The following is a 15,487-nucleotide window of genomic DNA, read 5'->3' on the forward strand; positions in this document are numbered from 1 at the left end:
ATTGTAGGAACAACCATGCTTCTCATCCGCTGCCCCTATTGCGAGGAAGAGCGTCCGGAACTCGAATTCCGCAACGCCGGCGAGGCACATATCGCGCGTTCGGCGGATATGGCCGCGACAAGCGACGACGATTTCGAAAAGTTCTTCTTCATCCGCTCGAATCCCAAAGGCATCATCTATGAGCGCTGGCGGCACATGCATGGCTGCGCGCGGTTCTTCAATGCCGTGCGTGACACCGTCAGCGACAGGTTCCTGATGACCTATAAGGCCGGCGAGCCGAAGCCGGCGAAGCTGCCGGGAGCCTCCGAATGATCGCGACGTTCCGCATTCCCGGCGCCGGGCGCCTCAAGCAGGCAGAGACCGCGCGGTTCAGCTTCGACGGCCAGTCCTATGCCGGCGTCGAAGGCGAAACGCTGGCCTCGGCGCTGCTCGCCAACGGCGTCCATCTGGTCGGCCGTTCGTTCAAATATCACCGGCCGCGCGGCTTCCTGTCCGCCGGGGCGGAAGAGCCCAACGCGCTGATTGAGATCAAGCGCGACGCGGCGCGCAAGACGCCAAATGTCCGCGCCACCGTGCAGGAGCTTTATGACGGGCTGACGGCACAGTCGCAGAACCGCTGGCCGTCGCTCGCCTTCGACGTCAGCGCGCTCGGCGACATCGCCTCGCCGCTGCTTTCGGCGGGCTTCTACTACAAGACCTTCATGTGGCCGAAGTCCGCCTGGAAAAACTTTTACGAGCCCAGGATCAGGGCTGCGGCAGGGCTTGGCATCGCTCCCGACCAGCCGGATCCCGACCACTATTCGGCGCGTTTCGCACATTGCGACGTGCTGGTGCTGGGCGGCGGTGCTGCCGGCATCGCCGCGGCACTTGCCGCGGCCGAAACCGGCGTACGCGTCATCCTTGCCGACGAGCAGGTGGATTTCGGCGGCAGCCTGCGCTTCGAAAGCGGCGCCAGGATCGACGGCCAGGACGGTTTTGCCTGGGCGCAAGGCGCAGTCGCGACGCTCAGGGCCATGGACAATGTCCGCGTGCTGTCGCGCACCACGGCCTTCGGCTATTACGCGCAGAATTTCGTCGGGCTGGTTGAGCGCGTCAGCGACCATCTAAAGAATGCCGGCCGCGAGCTGCCGCGCGAGCGGCTGTGGCAGGTCCGTGCCAAACGCGTCGTGCTGGCGACCGGTGCCATCGAGCGGCACATGGTGTTTGCCGACAACGACCGGCCAGGCATCATGCTGGCGTCGGCGGCGCGCACCTATCTCAACCATTTTGGCGTCGCGGTCGGCAGGAATGTCGGCGTCTATACGGCCAATGATTCCGCCTATGCGGCGGCGATCGACCTGAAGAAGGCCGGTGTCGGCGTGGCGGCGATAGTCGACCTGCGCGACAACCCGACCGGATCGGTGATCGACGAGGCGAGGGCGCTCGGCATCGAGGTCAATTTCGGCCGCGCGGTGATCCGCGCCGGCGGCAAATTGCGCGTCTCGTCGATGACCGTGCAGCCGAAGAATGGCGGCGGCGAGCGCACCATCCCGGTCGACGCGATCCTGATGTCGGCCGGCTGGACACCGTCGGTGCATCTGTTCTCGCAATCGCGCGGCAAGCTCGCCTTCAACGACGAGACCAAGCGTTTCGTGCCCGGCACCTACGCCCAGGATTGCGTCTCGGTCGGCGCCTGCAACGGCACCGACGGGCTGTCGGCGACGATCGACGAGGCCTATGCGGCGGGCGCCAAAGCGGCGAAGAATGCGGGCGTCAAGAATGCCGGCGCCAAGCCGAAGGTTGACGCCAGCGAGAGTTGGTCGCGTGGCATGCTGGGCGCGGCGCCCGGCGCCGGGCCGGACACGACGGTAAAAGCCTTCGTCGACTTCCAGAACGACGTCACCGCCAAGGACATCCGCCAGGCGGTGCATGAAGGCATGCGCTCGATCGAGCACGTCAAGCGCTTCACCACCAATGGCATGGCGACCGACCAGGGCAAGACCTCGAACATGCACGGTCTGGCGATCGCCGCCGAGACGCTGGGCAAGCCGATCCCGCAAGTCGGCCTGACGACGTTCCGGGCGCCTTACACGCCGGTGACCTTCGGTTCGATCGTCGGGCACGCGCGGGGTCCGCTCTTCGACCCGACCCGCAAGACGGCGATCCATCCGTGGGCCGAGGCTCAAGGTGCGGTGTTCGAGGATGTCGGCCAATGGAAGCGCGCCTGGTATTTTCCCAAAGCAGGCGAGGACATGCACGCCGCGGTCGATCGCGAGTGTGTTACGGTGCGCAAGACGGCCGGCCTGTTCGACGCCTCGACGCTGGGCAAGATCGAGGTGGTCGGGCCGGATGCGGCGAAGTTCATGGAACTGCTCTATACCAATCCGTGGGAGAAACTGGAGCCCGGCCGCTGCCGCTATGGCATCATGCTGCGCGAGGATGGTTTCATCTATGACGACGGTGTCGTTGGCAGGCTTGCAGCCGACCGCTTCCATGTGACGACGACGACGGGCGGTGCGCCGCGCGTCATGAACCATATGGAGGATTACCTCCAGACCGAGTTTCCGCATCTCAACGTCTGGCTGACCTCGACCACCGAGCAGTGGGCGGTGATCGCCGTGCAGGGACCGAAGTCCCGGGAGATCATAGCGCCGCTGGTCGAGGGCATCGACATGTCGGATGGAGCGCTGCCGCATATGTCGGTGCGCGAGGGCAGGATTTGCGGCGTGCCGACAAGGCTGTTCCGGATGTCGTTCACCGGCGAGCGCGGCTTCGAGGTCAATGTGCCGGCCGACTACGGCCAGGCCGTCTGGGAAGCGCTGTGGACCGAGGGCCAGAAGCACGGCGCCTGTGCCTACGGTACCGAAGCGATGCACGTGCTGCGTGCCGAAAAGGGTTACATCATCGTCGGCCAGGACACCGACGGCACGGTGACGCCAAACGATGCCGGACTCGACTGGGCGGTCGGCAAGAAGAAGACCGATTTCGTTGGTATCAGGGGCATGGCTCGGCCCGACCTGGTCGCCAAGGGCCGCAAGCAGCTTGTCGGCCTGAAGACCAAAGACCCAAAAGTGGTGCTGGAAGAAGGCGCGCAAATCGTCGGCGATCCGAAACAGGCGATCCCGATGACGATGATCGGCCATGTCACCTCGAGCTACTGGTCGGAAAATTGCGGCCGCTCGATTGCGCTGGCCCTGGTTGCCGGCGGCCGCGACCGGATGGGCGAGACGCTCTACGTGCCGATGCCCGATGCGACGATCGAGGTGGAGGTCACCGGCATGGTGTTCTTTGACGACAAGGGGGAGCGCCTCAATGGCTAAGGCTGCCGCGAAGGAATCTGCCGCCGCTGCGCCGTCGGTCGAACGCCGCCCGGCTCTCGCCGGTCAGGAGCTTTCCGTAACCGGCGTTACGCTTGCTGTGTTGCCGCCGGCGCAGCGTATTTCGCTGCGCGCGCCGGACGCCTCGGTCGCGGCGCTTTCGAAGGCGCTTGGAGTGAACCTGCCGCGGAAGCCCAAAACCTCGGCGGCAAAGGCCGGGCGCACGGCATTGTGGCTTGGGCCGGACGAATGGCTGGTCATCGACGGGGTGGGAAAAGACCCGCTCGCCGATTGCGCCGAGGTCACAGTGCTGCATTCGGCAGTCGGCATCTCGCATCGCAACGTCGCCATCTCGGTTATCGGTCCAGCGGCGGCGGCGACGATCAATTCAGGCTGTCCGCAGGATCTGTCGCTGGACGTCTTTCCGGTGGGCGCGGCCTCGCGCACCATCCTGGGCAAGGCCGAGATCGTGCTATTGCGCATCGCAGCCGACGCGTTCCGGGTTGAATGCTGGCGCTCTTTTTCCGATTATGTCTTTACTTTCCTGTCGGAGGCGGCCGGCGACGCAGCGGCTTAGGATATTCGCTGGGCTCGACCGTTTGCCGGAGCAAGTCGGGGAGAATGTCGATGCCGTCGAAATCCGCGTCGAATCCAGCGGCTCAGAAGACGCCGGCCGTGCGCTCGTTCGAACACGAGCAGCACAAAGAACCAAACATTGAAGAGGAACTCGAGGAAGGGCTCGAGGACACGTTTCCGGCCAGCGATCCGGTGTCGATCACCGGGACTTCGATTCCCGGCGCTCCTGCAAGACCTGGCAAGGCCAAGATCGTGGCCGGAATGAAGAAGCGCAGGAAATAACATTCATCAGGCTCCGGCGAGCCGGGTCGCCGGCCACGAGAGCAGGCGGTCAGGATTTCCTGTCGTCGCTTTTGTTTCGAACGTCAGAACGTGCTGGGCACGATCCACGGGTCGATGTCGATGCCGAGCCGCGGGTCCTTGCTTTCCGTTGAGCCCTTGTGGGTGGCCGCGCCTGCCTTCTCGACCGATCCGGTCGCGCCGCAATCGAGCTTGATGCCGGTGTCGGCGCAGGCCGCGGCCGGCGCCTGTTTGCCAGGCTGACTCTGGTCGGCGAAGGCAGCGCCCGAGAATGCAAGCACTGCCGCGACGGTGAGGATTGTCTTTTTCATGGTCCGTCTCCGGGCTGGATGACTGGATTTGTACATGTACGACATAGCGTACATATACGACCGGCGAATATGAAGTTCAAGTCGGAAATTGTACATGTACGCAATTTTGAGCGTGGCGCTAGCCCGCCGGGTCGCGATCCCAGCCACCGGGTCCTACACGCATAGATTGATTCCCCAGGCCTTCGCCCTGTTTCGCTTGCCTGTCAGCTATCCGAAACCGAACAAAACCCTTCAGCAGTTGACCGGCGTCTCGGTCAGCGGCGGCACGTCCTGCGTGGCCAGAGCGGCAAGCGTGAAGTCGCACATCCGCTTGACGAAAGCCTGCTGGTCGCCGAACGGATAGAAGGGAAAGGTGATCAGCAGCGAGATCGTGCCGTGGCCGACCGCCCACAGCATGGTGGCGATGGCGCGCGGATCGCCCTTCAGCCTGCCGGCGGCCACGCAGGCTTCGACCCTCTTGATCAGCACCTTCATCAACGGGTTGCCCTCCTGCATCTCGGCGAAGGTCCTGCCTTCCGGGGGCTTGACCTTCTCGGTCATGAATATCGTGCGATACTCGTTGGGGTTGCCAAGGCCGAAGGCCGCATATTCGGTCATCACCACTTGCAGCGCCTCGATCGGATCGTCGGCCGGGTGATCCTCGATACGCTTTGCCAGAGTCTTGAACGCGTCCTCGGCCAACGCGAACAAGATGTCCTGCTTGTCGGCAAAATAGGAATAGACCGACATCGGCGCATAGCCGACACGCTTGGCCAGCTTGCGGATGGTGAGGCCTTCATAGCCTTCTTCCTGGACGAGCTTGTGCGCGGCGTCGACAAGTTCGGAGCGCAGTTCGGCCTTTTGTTTCTCGCGGCGTGTCTGGACGCTGAGCGGCAATTTTCGCCTGCCTTCTGTTTGTGGCTGGCTAAATTATATACGCTGTACGGAATCGGACAAGGCGCGGTCAAAAATCGGCGTCCTTCTCAGCCATTTTCGCCCAAACATCGATCACAAATGTTACCCGGGCAGAACGACGCGACATCGGACTGTTACAACCAGAGGTTAGCTGCGGCCCGGCCAAGAGATTTTGTTGCTAGGGCGAGATGACCATGACCGAGCTTTCTTCCGTTGCGCCAAACGCAGATCCACTTTCTCACGATGCCATGCTGGCACTCAGGCGGGTGGTCATGGTTGCATGGTTGGCGATCGCGCTCGGATTCGCCATGGAGGCGCTTACTCTGGCTGGCAGGCTTGCAGCGGGTTCTCACCCGGCTACCACCCTGATCCTGATCGAATTGGCGCAAGGCGTGACGTGGGCGTTCTTCGTCTGCGCCGGTCTCAGCCTCGGCACGGCGATCGCCAAGGTACGAGCCTCGCTCGGCGGCCTGATCGCTGCAATCTCGGCACCACTGGCGATGGCCATCGCCAAGGGGTCGCAAAAGGTCATGGTAACTGCTCTTGATGCGGCCACAAAACGGGCCACCCTCTCGCTCACCACGCTGGGCGTGCTGCGGGCGATCGAATATGGCCTGCTCGGCTGGATCCTGGCCTCGCTGGCGTCGAAGGAAAAACCCCGTCCGCTCCATTTTGCGCTGGCAGGCACCGCGATAGGCGCGGTGTTCGGCGGCGGAATCACGGTGCTGACGATTGAGACGGCCGCGGCGAACGGCGTTGCGCTTGAATTGCCGCGGGCGATCACAACCGGCCTCAACGAGATCGTGTTTCCGATCGGTTGCGCACTGGTCGTCTACATTGCCCTGCGGGTCGGCCGGCACATGAAGATGATCTCTGGCGAGGTTCGTTGAGCCGTTCAGGCCGCTTCTGGCTCGCGCTCGATCAATGTCAGCGTCAGCCAGCGCGCGGTCAGCGCCGGCTTTTTCGAGCCCTCGATCTCGATCGTCACGTCATGCGCGGTCTGCACCCAGCCCGACGGCCTGACCTTGACGTCGGCCAGCACGAAACGGGTGCGGATGCGCGCGCCGGTCTTCACCGGCGCCAGGAAGCGCAGCGAGTCAAAACCATGGTTGACGCCCATCTTGCTGTTTTCGAGCGGCGGCATGGTCTCGAAGGTCATCGCCGATAAAAGCGAAAGCGACAGAAAACCATGCGCGATGGTGCCACCGAACGGCGTCTCGCGCTTGGCGCGCTCCGGGTCGCAATGGATGAACTGGTGGTCGTCGGTGGCGTCGGCGAACTGGTCGATCATGCGCTGCGAGACCACCCGCCACGGCGACACGCCGACCTCCTTGCCGACGCTGGCCAGAAGCACATCGAGACTGATCGGTTCCACGCTGATGTCCTCCATTTCAACCGTCCGGAGCGCGAGCGGCTTCATTCCTTGAACAGTGTCAGCCCGTGCTGCACCGACTGTCCGCCATCGATCGGCAGGATGGCGCCGGTGATATAGCTGCCGGCACGGCTGCACAAATAGAGCGTTGCGCCGGCAATGTCATCCGGCGCGCCGATGCGGCCGATCGGTACATGGCCGCCGATATGCTTGGCCTGGTCCTCGCTCGCGGTGGCGAAGGCAGTCATCCGGCTCTGGAAGGGACCGGGGGCGAAGGCATTGACGGTGATACGGCGGGCGGCGAACTCGATCGCCAAGGTGCGCGTCAGATGATGAACAGCAGCCTTCGAGGCAGAGTAGGAGTAAGCGTCGTCGGCCAGCGGCTGCGTGCCCATCACCGAACCCAGATTGATCACCCGGGCCGGATCGGCATCGCTGGCGGCGGCGTCGAGCAGCGGCAGAAGCTCGCGCGTCAGTTGGAAGACCGCAGTGACGTTGACGCCGAACACCCTGGCCCAGGCATGGTAGGGAAAACTTTCCAGCGGCGCCCCCCAGGAGACGCCAGCATTGTTGACCAGGATGTTCAGCCGCTCGGTCCGCGCCTTGACCTCGTCGACCAGCGCCGCGATGCCAGCCTCGCTGGAGACATCGCCGGCAAAGCCCTCGGCCCGGCCGGTGCCGCCGAGGCCGTTCAGGTCATCGGCAACCCTGATGCAGTCCTCACCCTTGCGCGAGGCGATCATCACGGTGGCGCCGGCCCTGACCAAAGCGGTCGCCGCCATGCGGCCGATGCCGGTCGCAGCCCCGGTCACCAGCGCGGTCTTGCCGGCCACCGAAAACAGCTCGTCCAGATAGCTCATCGCAATTCCTCCGCGCGCCCGCGCCTCGCCCAGCAAAAGGCTGCCATGGTCAGGGCCGCAAATCTCTTCAGGCAAATGATAGTGCCCAGTTTGTATTGGAGATCAACTTGTTGAAGTCGGCGCCGCCCCTTGTCGCCCTGCCGGGCACTTCTCCCCGCATAGTGACGGGGAGAAGGACCTGATCGCAACGCCGGCGCCCTTCTTGCGACGCCGGTGATTGGCGAAACCGGTGACGAGAGGCCCTCTCCCCGTCCCTATACGGGCAGAGGATGCCGGCAGGCAGATGAGGGGCAACGCAAACGCTCGGAATGAGCGGTCACCAGCCTAAGCTGAAGCGATTGTCCTGCCTACTCAGCCGGCTCGACATTGGTGTAGGCGGCTTGTTCGAGCTCGCGTTTCAGCCGCGATGCCTCTTCCACCTTCGGCGTGACGAAGCGGCCGAGCAGGAGATAGGCGACCGGTGTCAGGAACAGCGTCGAGACGGTGGCCAGGCCCAGACCGCCGACGATCACCCAGCCAAGCGCGATGCGCGCCTCGGCGCCGGCGCCGCTCGCCAGCACCAGCGGCACGCCGCCGAGCACGGTGCAGATCATTGTCATCATCACCGGCCGCAGCCTTATGGTGGAGGCCTGCTCGATCGCCTCGCGCACGCCGAGCCCGCGGTCGCGCAACTGATTGGCGAACTCGACGATCAGGATGCCGTTCTTGGCCATGACGCCGACCAGGAGCACCAGGCCGATCTGGCTGTAGGCGTTGAGGCTGGTACCGCTGAGCAAAAGGGCAAAGATCGCGCAGGCAAGGCCGAGCGGCACCGTCGCCATGATGATGACCGCGCTGACGAAACTCTCGAATTGGGCGGCGAGCACCAAAAGGATGATGACCAGCGAGAAACCGAAGATGGTGATCATGGCGCTGTTGGTCTCGCCCAGTGTTGCCGCCTCGGCCAACGGGACGATGCGGCTGCCCGACGGCAGAAGCGGCGTGGCGATTGCCTCGGCGCGGGCGAGCGCCTGGCCGAGCGCGAAATCACCGCTGAGGTTGGAGGTGATCGCCACCGACGGCTGCTGCTGCTCGCGGGTCAGCGAGGGCGGTACGGCGCGCTCGGTCAAAGTGGCGATGGTCGACATCGGCACGAAGCGGCCGTCGGCCGTCTTCAGGAAGATGTTCTCCAAATCGGTCGGATCATTGATCGGGTTGGTCGTCGAGACGAGCTTCACGCCGTAGCTGCGATCGGCGATATAGACGTCGACGACATCATTGCCGTCGAGCATGGCCTGGAAGGAATCGGCCAGCCTGGTGATGTCGATGCCGAGGTCGGAAGCGCGCTCGCGGTCGATGGCGACGGAAAGCTGGGGCTGCGTCGGGTCGACGGAGAGCCGGGGCGACTGGAAGCGGGCGTCCTTCTGCATATCGGCGATGATCTTCACCGCAGCGTCGCCGAGCGCCGCACGGTTGTTGCCGACCAGCGCGAACTGCAGGCCGTTGCCGGCGCCGCGAATCCCGAGGCTGTTGGGCTGCATCGGAAAGACGCGCACGCTCGGCACCTGCCGGGTGAGCCGTCTGATGTCGGCCATGATCTGCTGCTGGCTGCGGGTGCGCTCGTCCCATGGCGCCAGCGTCATCACCATGAACCCGGCATTGTAGGCGCCGTTGCGGCCGGCGCTCTCGAACGTATTGCGGATTTCGCCGGAATCGCGCAGCGGCTCGATCAGTTTTTCGATCTTCTGCATCTGCTGCGTCGTGTAGTCGAGGCTGACGCCTTGCGGCGCGTCGACGCGCATGAGCACGACGGCACGATCCTCGGTCGGCGTCAGTTCCTGGCGAATCGTGCCGAACAGCGTGAAGGCGGTGGCTGCAAACAGCAGCGCGACCAGGAGCACGATCCACGGCGCATCGAGGCAGGTGCGCAGGCAGCGCCGGTAGAGCCTGTTCAGCGCGCCGCCGATCCGGGCGCCGATGCCGCTGCCGCCTTCGTGATGAAGCGGCGCGACCGACAGCATGCGCGAGGCAAGCATCGGACAAAGGGTCAGCGCCACGACGGCGGACAGAAGCACCGATATGGCGAGAACGAAGCCGAATTCGCGAAACAGGCCGCCGGTCTGGCCGGGCAGGAAGGAGATCGGCACGAAGACGGCGACCAGCGTCAGCGTCGTGGCGATGACGGCGAAGAACACTTCCTGGGCGCCAAGCACGGCCGCGGCGCGTGGCCCCATGCCTTCGTTGCGTCGTCGCACGATATTTTCCAGAACAACGATGGCGTCGTCGACGACCAGGCCCGTCGCCAGCACCAGGGCCAGCAGCGTCAATATGTTGACCGAGAAGCCGGCAAGATAGATGGCGGCGATCGTCCCGATCATGGCGACCGGCATCGCAAGCCCAGGAATGAGCGTCGCGCGCCAGTCGAGGAGAAACACATAGATGACGATCAGCACGATGGAGACGGACAGGCCGAGTGCGATCTCGACCTCATGCACCGCGCCGTTGACGAAGACCGCATCGTCGCTGGTGACCTTGATCGACATGCCCTGAGGCAGATCCGCCTGCAGCGCGGCGACGGCGGCCCTGACGCCGGTCGAAATATCCAGGGTGTTCGATTCCGCCTGGCGGATGATGCCAAGACCGATGCCGGTCTTGCCGTTCGAACGCAATGTGGTCTGACCGATGTCGGGGCCGAGCGTGACGGTGGCGACGTCGCGGATGCGGGTCGTGCCGCCGATGATGATGTTTTCGAACTCCTCCGGCGTGGTCACGTCCGCCGTCGGACGCACGATCAGATCCTGGTTGGTCGTGGTGATCGAGCCGGCAGGCGAATCGAAAGCGACCGAGGCCAGCGCTGTCCTCAGGTCGGCGACGGTGAAGCCCAGGCCGGCGAGCTTGTTCTGATCGACATCGATGCGAAATATCTTGTCGCGGTCGCCATAGACCTGGACGTCGGCTACGCCAGGCACCGCGGCAAGCTCGTCCTCGATCTGGTCCTGGACCAGCACCGTCATGTCCTGCACCGACATGGTGTCGGAGGTGACAGCCAGCCGCATCACCGGCTCGGAATTGGCATCGGCCTTGACGATGCGAGGCGCATCCGCCGTATCCGGCATCTGGTCGGCGACGCGGCCGACGCCATCGCGCACATCGGAGGCGGCGACGTCGAGGTCGACGCCGTCGTTGAATTCGATGGTGACGCGGCTTGTGCCGAAGGACGAGGTGGACGAGATCGACTTCACACCAGAGACGCGGGCGACCGCGCCCTCAATCACGTCGGTCAATTCGCGGTCGACGGTCTCGGCTGCAGCGCCTTCAAAGGTCGTGTTGACGGTGACGACGGCGCGATCGACATCCGGCAGTTCGCGGATTTCGACACCGTAAAAGGCAGCAAGGCCGGCGACCGCGATCAGCGTGTTCAAAACGAAGGCCATCACCGGCCTGCGGATGAACAGCGCGGTGAATCCTGTGTCGCTGGCTGCGTTGTTGGTTGCGGTCATCAGCCGTCGGCGTCCGCGGCGCGCAGTTGTTCGCCGGCGATGCGGACCTCGCCGCCTTCGCTGACACTCTGGGTGCCCTCGGTCACCACCATGTCGCCGCTGACGATCGGGGCATCGATCAGCACGGTCTCAGTGTTGCGCTGGATGATGCGCACCGCAACCCGCTTGGCCTTGCCGTCCACGATGGTCCAGATATAGGCGCCGTCCGAACCCCATTGTATCGCCAGCGGACTGACCGCAGGATAGCTGTCGCCGGGGAACTTCATGGTGATCTGGAAGGACATGCCGGCACGCAGCGAATCGGCCGGATTGGCGATCTTTGCCTTGACCAGAAGGGTACGGCTGGCTTCATCGATGTGGTTGTCGATGGCGGAGACCGTGCCGGTATAGGCTTTGTTTGGGTTGGCGATTGGCGTCGCCGACAATTGCGCGCCGACTTTGACGACGGCGGCGAAGCGCTCCGGCACCCAGAATTCGACCAGTATGCTGGAGCGGTCGTCAAGGGTGGCAACCGCCGACTGGCTGGTCACATAGTTGCCGGCTGATATCGGCAGGATGCCGACGACGCCGGCAATCGGCGCGACGATCGAGCGGCGCTGCAAGGCCAGTTCCGCATCGCGAAGCGCCAGCTTGGCATTGGCCAGCACCACCTCGGCATCGGCAACGGAGACCGCCGTCGCAGCGTTGGAAGCCCGCAACGATTTGACCCGGTCGAGCTTGGCCTGCGCGTCCTGCAAGGCAACCTTTGCGCGGTCCTGTGCGATCACCTCGGTGTCGGAATCGAGGGTGGCAATGATCTGTCCTTTTTCGACATGGGCGCCGGACTCGACCAGAAATTCGACCAGGCGGCCTGAACTGTAGGGATTGACCGTCACCGAGGCGTAGGCTCGGCCGGTGCCGATTGCCCGCAGGCGATCATTGATGACGGCCGTGGCCGCCGGCAATGCGACGATAGTCGCCAGTTGGCCGGCGTCGCTGCGGCGGCCCGCTTGCCCGGCGTTGTCGACGGCGCTCGTCGCTGTCGGAGGCGTCGCGGCATCAGCCCATTCGATGCCCCAGCGCGCCAGCACATCCGGCGCGCCTGGAAAAAAGCGAACCCAGGCGGCCGCGGCCGCGACGAGGATCACAAGTGAAAAAACGATCTGTTTCCAGGCGGCCATCGGCACTCCGGTTGGCAAGATCCCGTCTACGCTTCCCAAGCTGAAGTAGACGCGACAGCACCCTCCGACACAGGGGATGGCCCGTCGATATCAAAGCTTTATGGCAATTCTCCCGCTCGCTTGCACATTAAATCGGTGTAACGTTGATAGGGCCTACGCTTGAGTCAAACTGGCTCAGCCGGCTGAGCCAATGGGGTAGTGGTCAGTTTGAAACAATCGTTGCGGTGGAAGAAGCGCATGGCAGGCAGGATCGACTTCAGATGTGACTCGCTTTGCTGTCAATCCTCTTCAAATCGAGCCGCGGAATGAGAAAGTCCAAAAATGCTTTAACTTTGGGGGGCTGAACGCCGCCTCCAGGCCGGATCGCATAGAGGGTTGGTTCGGGCCCTGCCCACTCGGGTAGAACACGAACCAGTTTCCCAGCGGCAACGTCCGACTTGACGCGCACATGGTTGGTCATGAACAGACCAACTCCCTCCAGCAGGAACCCGTGAAGAGCCTCAGGATCGCTGGCAACGGCCACTGCTCGTACTTTGAACTGAAACCGCTCGCCGCCGCTCGATAGGGGCCATTCTACTGCCGGACGATTGAAATAGAACTCTGTCAACAGACAGGCATGTTCCGTCAGCTCCGATGGATGCTGTGGCGTCCCCGCACGTTCCAGGTAGGTCGGGGCCCCATAGATACCCATCGGCAATGCGCCGAGCCGCCGAGCCGTGAGCGTGGAATCGGGCAGGGTGCCTTCCTGGAGCCGGAAAGCGATGTCTATGTCCTTGGCGACAAGGTCGACGACCTCGTGCCCAAGAAGCAATTGCGGGAACACCTCTGGATAGAAGCGGCGAAACTCGGTGAGCAGCGGAGCGAGGACGCGAGTTGCCAGCCAGTACGAGGCGGCAATCCGAAGCCATCCGCGCGGATGTTGCTGCAACTCCGCCACTGCGTTCTCCGCATCCTCCAGATTCTTCACCACTCGTTCGCAGTGCTGGAAATATACCGCTCCCGCTTCAGTCAGCTTCAGGCTGCGGGTTGTCCGATTCAGCAGTTGTGTCCGCAGTCTGGATTCCAGCTCCTGCACCTTCCGGCTGACCCGTGTCTTCGGCACCTTGAGCACGTGCGCTGCCGCTGTGAAGCTCCCTTCCTGCACCACCTTTACGAAAGCGACCGTATCGCTGAAGTCGCGCAGCATATGAGTCCTCCAGCAAGTTCGGATTGTCTCTCATTTTGAGACATTGATGTCCGACTCCGCTCGGTAATCAAGTCAGGTCCGTCAGGGTAGATCATGATTGTCCTATCAACAGCAAAACCAACTGGAGAACTGCCATGATCAAATCCCTAGCGATCGCCGTCGGTGCGCTGACGCTTTCGGTAACTGCTGCCGACGCACAAAGCGCGCCGCTCCGCAACGTCGTTCTCGTCCACGGCGCCTTTGCCGACGGAGCTGGATGGCGAGGCGTCTACGACCAACTAACAAGTCGTGGCTACAAAGTCTCGATCGTCCAGAATCCGCTCACGTCGTTCGAAGACGATGTCGCCGCAACGCGTCGCGTGCTCGCCCGGCAGGATGGGCCAGCCATCCTCGTCGGTCATTCCTACGGTGGCACGGTAATTACAGAAGCCGGCAACGCTGCCAATGTTGCGGGCCTCGTCTATGTCGCTGCCTTCGCTCCAGATGTCGGTCAATCCACGCTGGACCAATATGCCGAAATTCCTCCGCCGCCGAACTTTCAGCCTGACGTGCAGCCCGATGGCTTCGCGTTCCTGAAGATTGAGACGTTTAAGGCCGGCTTTGCTGGGGATACCAAGGATGCCGATGCCGCATTCCTGCGCGACTCCCAAGTGCCGATCGCTATGAAGGCGCTTGAGGCCAAGGTGACGACGGCGGCGTGGAAGACCAAGCCAAGCTGGTACGTTGTCGCGACTGAGGACGGCGCTATTGCGCCCGAACTGCTTCGGAGCACCGCCGATCGTATCGGGGCGGTCACCACCGAGGTCAAAGGCAGCCATGTGGTATTCCTTACCCAGCCACAGGCCGTAGCCGACGTCATCGAACAGGCTGCCAAGGGTGTGGTGCCGGGCGATACCGCGGCGGCACCGAACTGACATCGCCCCAACGTAGCTCTGAGCCACGGCCAAGAGCGCAAGTGGGAAACGTGCAAAGATACTGGAGCAGCCGGGAGCGTCATCGACGTCCCCGGCATTATGACAGGAAGGCCTGATTTACGGCTCGGTCGAGCCGTCGCTTTGAGACGCGACAGCGCTAATGCGCCGCTGAACTCAGTTTGACCACGCAGCCGGGCAGAGCGCTTTACGTCGCGTGTGCGCCGCCGGGTACGACGACACCGGACATCGCGATTCCGGCGGTTGCCGGATCTTCCTTCAGCACCGCGTCCGCGAGCGAGACCACGCCCACCAGGCGCTTGTCGCGATTGAGGACAGGCAACCGCCTGACCTGGATGTCACCCATATTCTGGGCGACGTGCTCGATATCTTCGTCCTCGAAGCAGTATTTGACATCCTTGGTCATTACGTCGCGGACCGTGGCATTGCCGTCCTTGCCCTCGGCGACCGCACGCACGACGATGTCACGATCGGTGATCGTTCCGACGAGTCGGTCGTTTTCTCCGACTGGCAGGAATCCGACATCGTCAACCGCCATGCGTTTCGCGATTTTCTGCAACGACTCGCCAGGACTGGCGAGATGAACGTTGGGGGTCATTATCTCAGCGACTTTCATGGTGAATCTCCCTGTTCGCGCCCAGAACGGCACAACGCCGGCAGTCGTCGAGCGAGATTGGTCTGGAAGACGTATTGAGGGCCTCAGGCCTGTCGCGCTGCGACGCTCGCTCGGCGGCCTCGTTCTTCGCTGATGGAACTAACAGCCGGGCCGAATGGTTCCAGCCGTTTGGCCGCGCCGCCATAGATATCAGCCGGAACCATCGGGCTCCGGTCCCGTTTGCCGTAAATACCGCCTTGCAGACCGGACATGGGCGGCGTGACCCTTGAAGCTTCCCGTTTTGTTCCCATATAGGGTGGAAGGACGGGAGACGGTTCCTCCGCCGGGTCCCGCGCGGAGACATAGGTAACAAATCGCACCTAAGACATGGTGTAGGGCGCCCCTGAACTGAGACGCCAAAAGCGTAACAGTTCTCCGCAAAAAAGATTGAAATCGTTGTTGACACTTTGGATGGGCGCCGACTATATACGCCTCACCAACGAGGGCGGCGCGCCGCTGGCGACGA

Annotated in this window: 14 protein-coding genes; 6 read left to right on the plus strand and 8 right to left on the minus strand. The window is 63.2% G+C overall.

Translation table 11 applies throughout. From position 1 onward, the window contains the following. The first annotated feature begins 15 nt into the window (after positions 1-15). Genes AC0L3H_RS30360 through AC0L3H_RS30375 form a run of 4 tightly spaced genes read left to right on the plus strand, consistent with a single transcriptional unit; the run spans position 16 to position 4,154 of the window. Positions 16-312: a sarcosine oxidase subunit delta gene (locus AC0L3H_RS30360; RefSeq protein WP_023797525.1), complete on the plus strand. Its 297-nt coding sequence runs from the start codon at positions 16-18 to the stop codon at positions 310-312. Further along, the gene (locus AC0L3H_RS30365) at positions 309-3,299 is read left to right on the plus strand and encodes a sarcosine oxidase subunit alpha (RefSeq protein WP_473587926.1); all 2,991 of its coding nucleotides are present in this window, start codon (positions 309-311) and stop codon (positions 3,297-3,299) included. The genes AC0L3H_RS30360 and AC0L3H_RS30365 overlap by 4 nt, the downstream gene beginning before the upstream one ends. Beyond that, positions 3,292-3,873 carry a sarcosine oxidase subunit gamma gene (locus tag AC0L3H_RS30370; protein ID WP_473587927.1) on the plus strand — a complete coding sequence of 194 codons (582 nt, stop codon included), beginning with the start codon at positions 3,292-3,294 and terminating at the stop codon, positions 3,871-3,873. The genes AC0L3H_RS30365 and AC0L3H_RS30370 overlap by 8 nt, the downstream gene beginning before the upstream one ends. Before the next feature lie 50 nt (positions 3,874-3,923). Further along, positions 3,924-4,154, plus strand: coding sequence for a hypothetical protein (locus AC0L3H_RS30375; RefSeq protein WP_473587928.1), 231 nt, complete (start codon positions 3,924-3,926; stop codon positions 4,152-4,154). A gap of 83 nt (positions 4,155-4,237) precedes the next feature. On the opposite strand, the gene AC0L3H_RS30380 is transcribed toward AC0L3H_RS30375, so the two are convergent. After that, positions 4,238-4,483: a DUF680 domain-containing protein gene (locus AC0L3H_RS30380; protein ID WP_128169934.1), complete on the minus strand. Its 246-nt coding sequence runs from the start codon at positions 4,481-4,483 to the stop codon at positions 4,238-4,240. A gap of 231 nt (positions 4,484-4,714) precedes the next feature. After that, positions 4,715-5,359: a TetR/AcrR family transcriptional regulator gene (locus AC0L3H_RS30385; RefSeq protein ID WP_128173541.1), complete on the minus strand. Its 645-nt coding sequence runs from the start codon at positions 5,357-5,359 to the stop codon at positions 4,715-4,717. Positions 5,360-5,571: 212 nt separating this feature from the next. Here AC0L3H_RS30385 and AC0L3H_RS30390 point away from each other — a divergent pair, with 212 nt between their 5' ends. Then, positions 5,572-6,267: a hypothetical protein gene (locus AC0L3H_RS30390; protein WP_473587929.1), complete on the plus strand. Its 696-nt coding sequence runs from the start codon at positions 5,572-5,574 to the stop codon at positions 6,265-6,267. 5 nt (positions 6,268-6,272) lie between these two features. Here AC0L3H_RS30390 and AC0L3H_RS30395 read toward each other — a convergent pair whose 3' ends face one another. The 5 genes from AC0L3H_RS30395 to AC0L3H_RS30415 form a co-directional block, all read right to left on the minus strand. Then, complete coding sequence (locus AC0L3H_RS30395) at positions 6,273-6,767, minus strand: MaoC family dehydratase (protein WP_268929563.1); 495 nt, start codon at positions 6,765-6,767, stop codon at positions 6,273-6,275. Between the two features lie 26 nt (positions 6,768-6,793). Further along, positions 6,794-7,609, minus strand: a complete 816-nt coding sequence (locus AC0L3H_RS30400) for an SDR family oxidoreductase (protein ID WP_473587930.1) — start codon at positions 7,607-7,609, stop codon at positions 6,794-6,796. Positions 7,610-7,956: 347 nt separating this feature from the next. After that, positions 7,957-11,088 (minus strand): efflux RND transporter permease subunit, encoded by a 3,132-nt coding sequence (locus AC0L3H_RS30405; protein ID WP_473587931.1) that lies wholly within the window; start codon positions 11,086-11,088, stop codon positions 7,957-7,959. Beyond that, complete coding sequence (locus AC0L3H_RS30410; RefSeq protein ID WP_473510693.1) at positions 11,088-12,248, minus strand: efflux RND transporter periplasmic adaptor subunit; 1,161 nt, start codon at positions 12,246-12,248, stop codon at positions 11,088-11,090. Before AC0L3H_RS30410 ends, AC0L3H_RS30405 begins: the two co-directional genes overlap by 1 nt. 256 nt (positions 12,249-12,504) lie before the next feature. Then, positions 12,505-13,434 (minus strand): LysR family transcriptional regulator, encoded by a 930-nt coding sequence (locus AC0L3H_RS30415; RefSeq protein ID WP_473587932.1) that lies wholly within the window; start codon positions 13,432-13,434, stop codon positions 12,505-12,507. 134 nt (positions 13,435-13,568) lie between these two features. Here AC0L3H_RS30415 and AC0L3H_RS30420 point away from each other — a divergent pair, with 134 nt between their 5' ends. Continuing rightward, the gene (locus tag AC0L3H_RS30420; protein ID WP_473494276.1) at positions 13,569-14,348 is read left to right on the plus strand and encodes an alpha/beta fold hydrolase; all 780 of its coding nucleotides are present in this window, start codon (positions 13,569-13,571) and stop codon (positions 14,346-14,348) included. Between the two features lie 205 nt (positions 14,349-14,553). On the opposite strand, the gene AC0L3H_RS30425 is transcribed toward AC0L3H_RS30420, so the two are convergent. Continuing rightward, positions 14,554-14,982: a CBS domain-containing protein gene (locus AC0L3H_RS30425; protein ID WP_091600429.1), complete on the minus strand. Its 429-nt coding sequence runs from the start codon at positions 14,980-14,982 to the stop codon at positions 14,554-14,556. Between the last annotated feature and the right edge of the window lie 505 nt (positions 14,983-15,487).

The organism is Mesorhizobium sp. WSM4816 (assembly GCF_055811535.1).

Excerpts from the sequence above, each read along its gene's own strand:
- AC0L3H_RS30360 (WP_023797525.1), top strand. The coding sequence starts at position 16 with ATGCTTCTCATCCGCTGCCCCTATTGCGAGGAAGAGCGTCCGGAACTC.
- AC0L3H_RS30365 (WP_473587926.1), top strand. The coding sequence starts at position 309 with ATGATCGCGACGTTCCGCATTCCCGGCGCCGGGCGCCTCAAGCAGGCA.
- AC0L3H_RS30370 (WP_473587927.1), top strand. The coding sequence starts at position 3,292 with ATGGCTAAGGCTGCCGCGAAGGAATCTGCCGCCGCTGCGCCGTCGGTC.
- AC0L3H_RS30375 (WP_473587928.1), top strand. The coding sequence starts at position 3,924 with ATGCCGTCGAAATCCGCGTCGAATCCAGCGGCTCAGAAGACGCCGGCC.
- AC0L3H_RS30380 (WP_128169934.1), bottom strand. The coding sequence starts at position 4,483 with ATGAAAAAGACAATCCTCACCGTCGCGGCAGTGCTTGCATTCTCGGGC.
- AC0L3H_RS30390 (WP_473587929.1), top strand. The coding sequence starts at position 5,572 with ATGACCGAGCTTTCTTCCGTTGCGCCAAACGCAGATCCACTTTCTCAC.
- AC0L3H_RS30395 (WP_268929563.1), bottom strand. The coding sequence starts at position 6,767 with ATGGAGGACATCAGCGTGGAACCGATCAGTCTCGATGTGCTTCTGGCC.
- AC0L3H_RS30400 (WP_473587930.1), bottom strand. The coding sequence starts at position 7,609 with ATGAGCTATCTGGACGAGCTGTTTTCGGTGGCCGGCAAGACCGCGCTG.
- AC0L3H_RS30405 (WP_473587931.1), bottom strand. The coding sequence starts at position 11,088 with ATGACCGCAACCAACAACGCAGCCAGCGACACAGGATTCACCGCGCTG.
- AC0L3H_RS30410 (WP_473510693.1), bottom strand. The coding sequence starts at position 12,248 with ATGGCCGCCTGGAAACAGATCGTTTTTTCACTTGTGATCCTCGTCGCG.
- AC0L3H_RS30415 (WP_473587932.1), bottom strand. The coding sequence starts at position 13,434 with ATGCTGCGCGACTTCAGCGATACGGTCGCTTTCGTAAAGGTGGTGCAG.
- AC0L3H_RS30420 (WP_473494276.1), top strand. The coding sequence starts at position 13,569 with ATGATCAAATCCCTAGCGATCGCCGTCGGTGCGCTGACGCTTTCGGTA.
- AC0L3H_RS30425 (WP_091600429.1), bottom strand. The coding sequence starts at position 14,982 with ATGAAAGTCGCTGAGATAATGACCCCCAACGTTCATCTCGCCAGTCCT.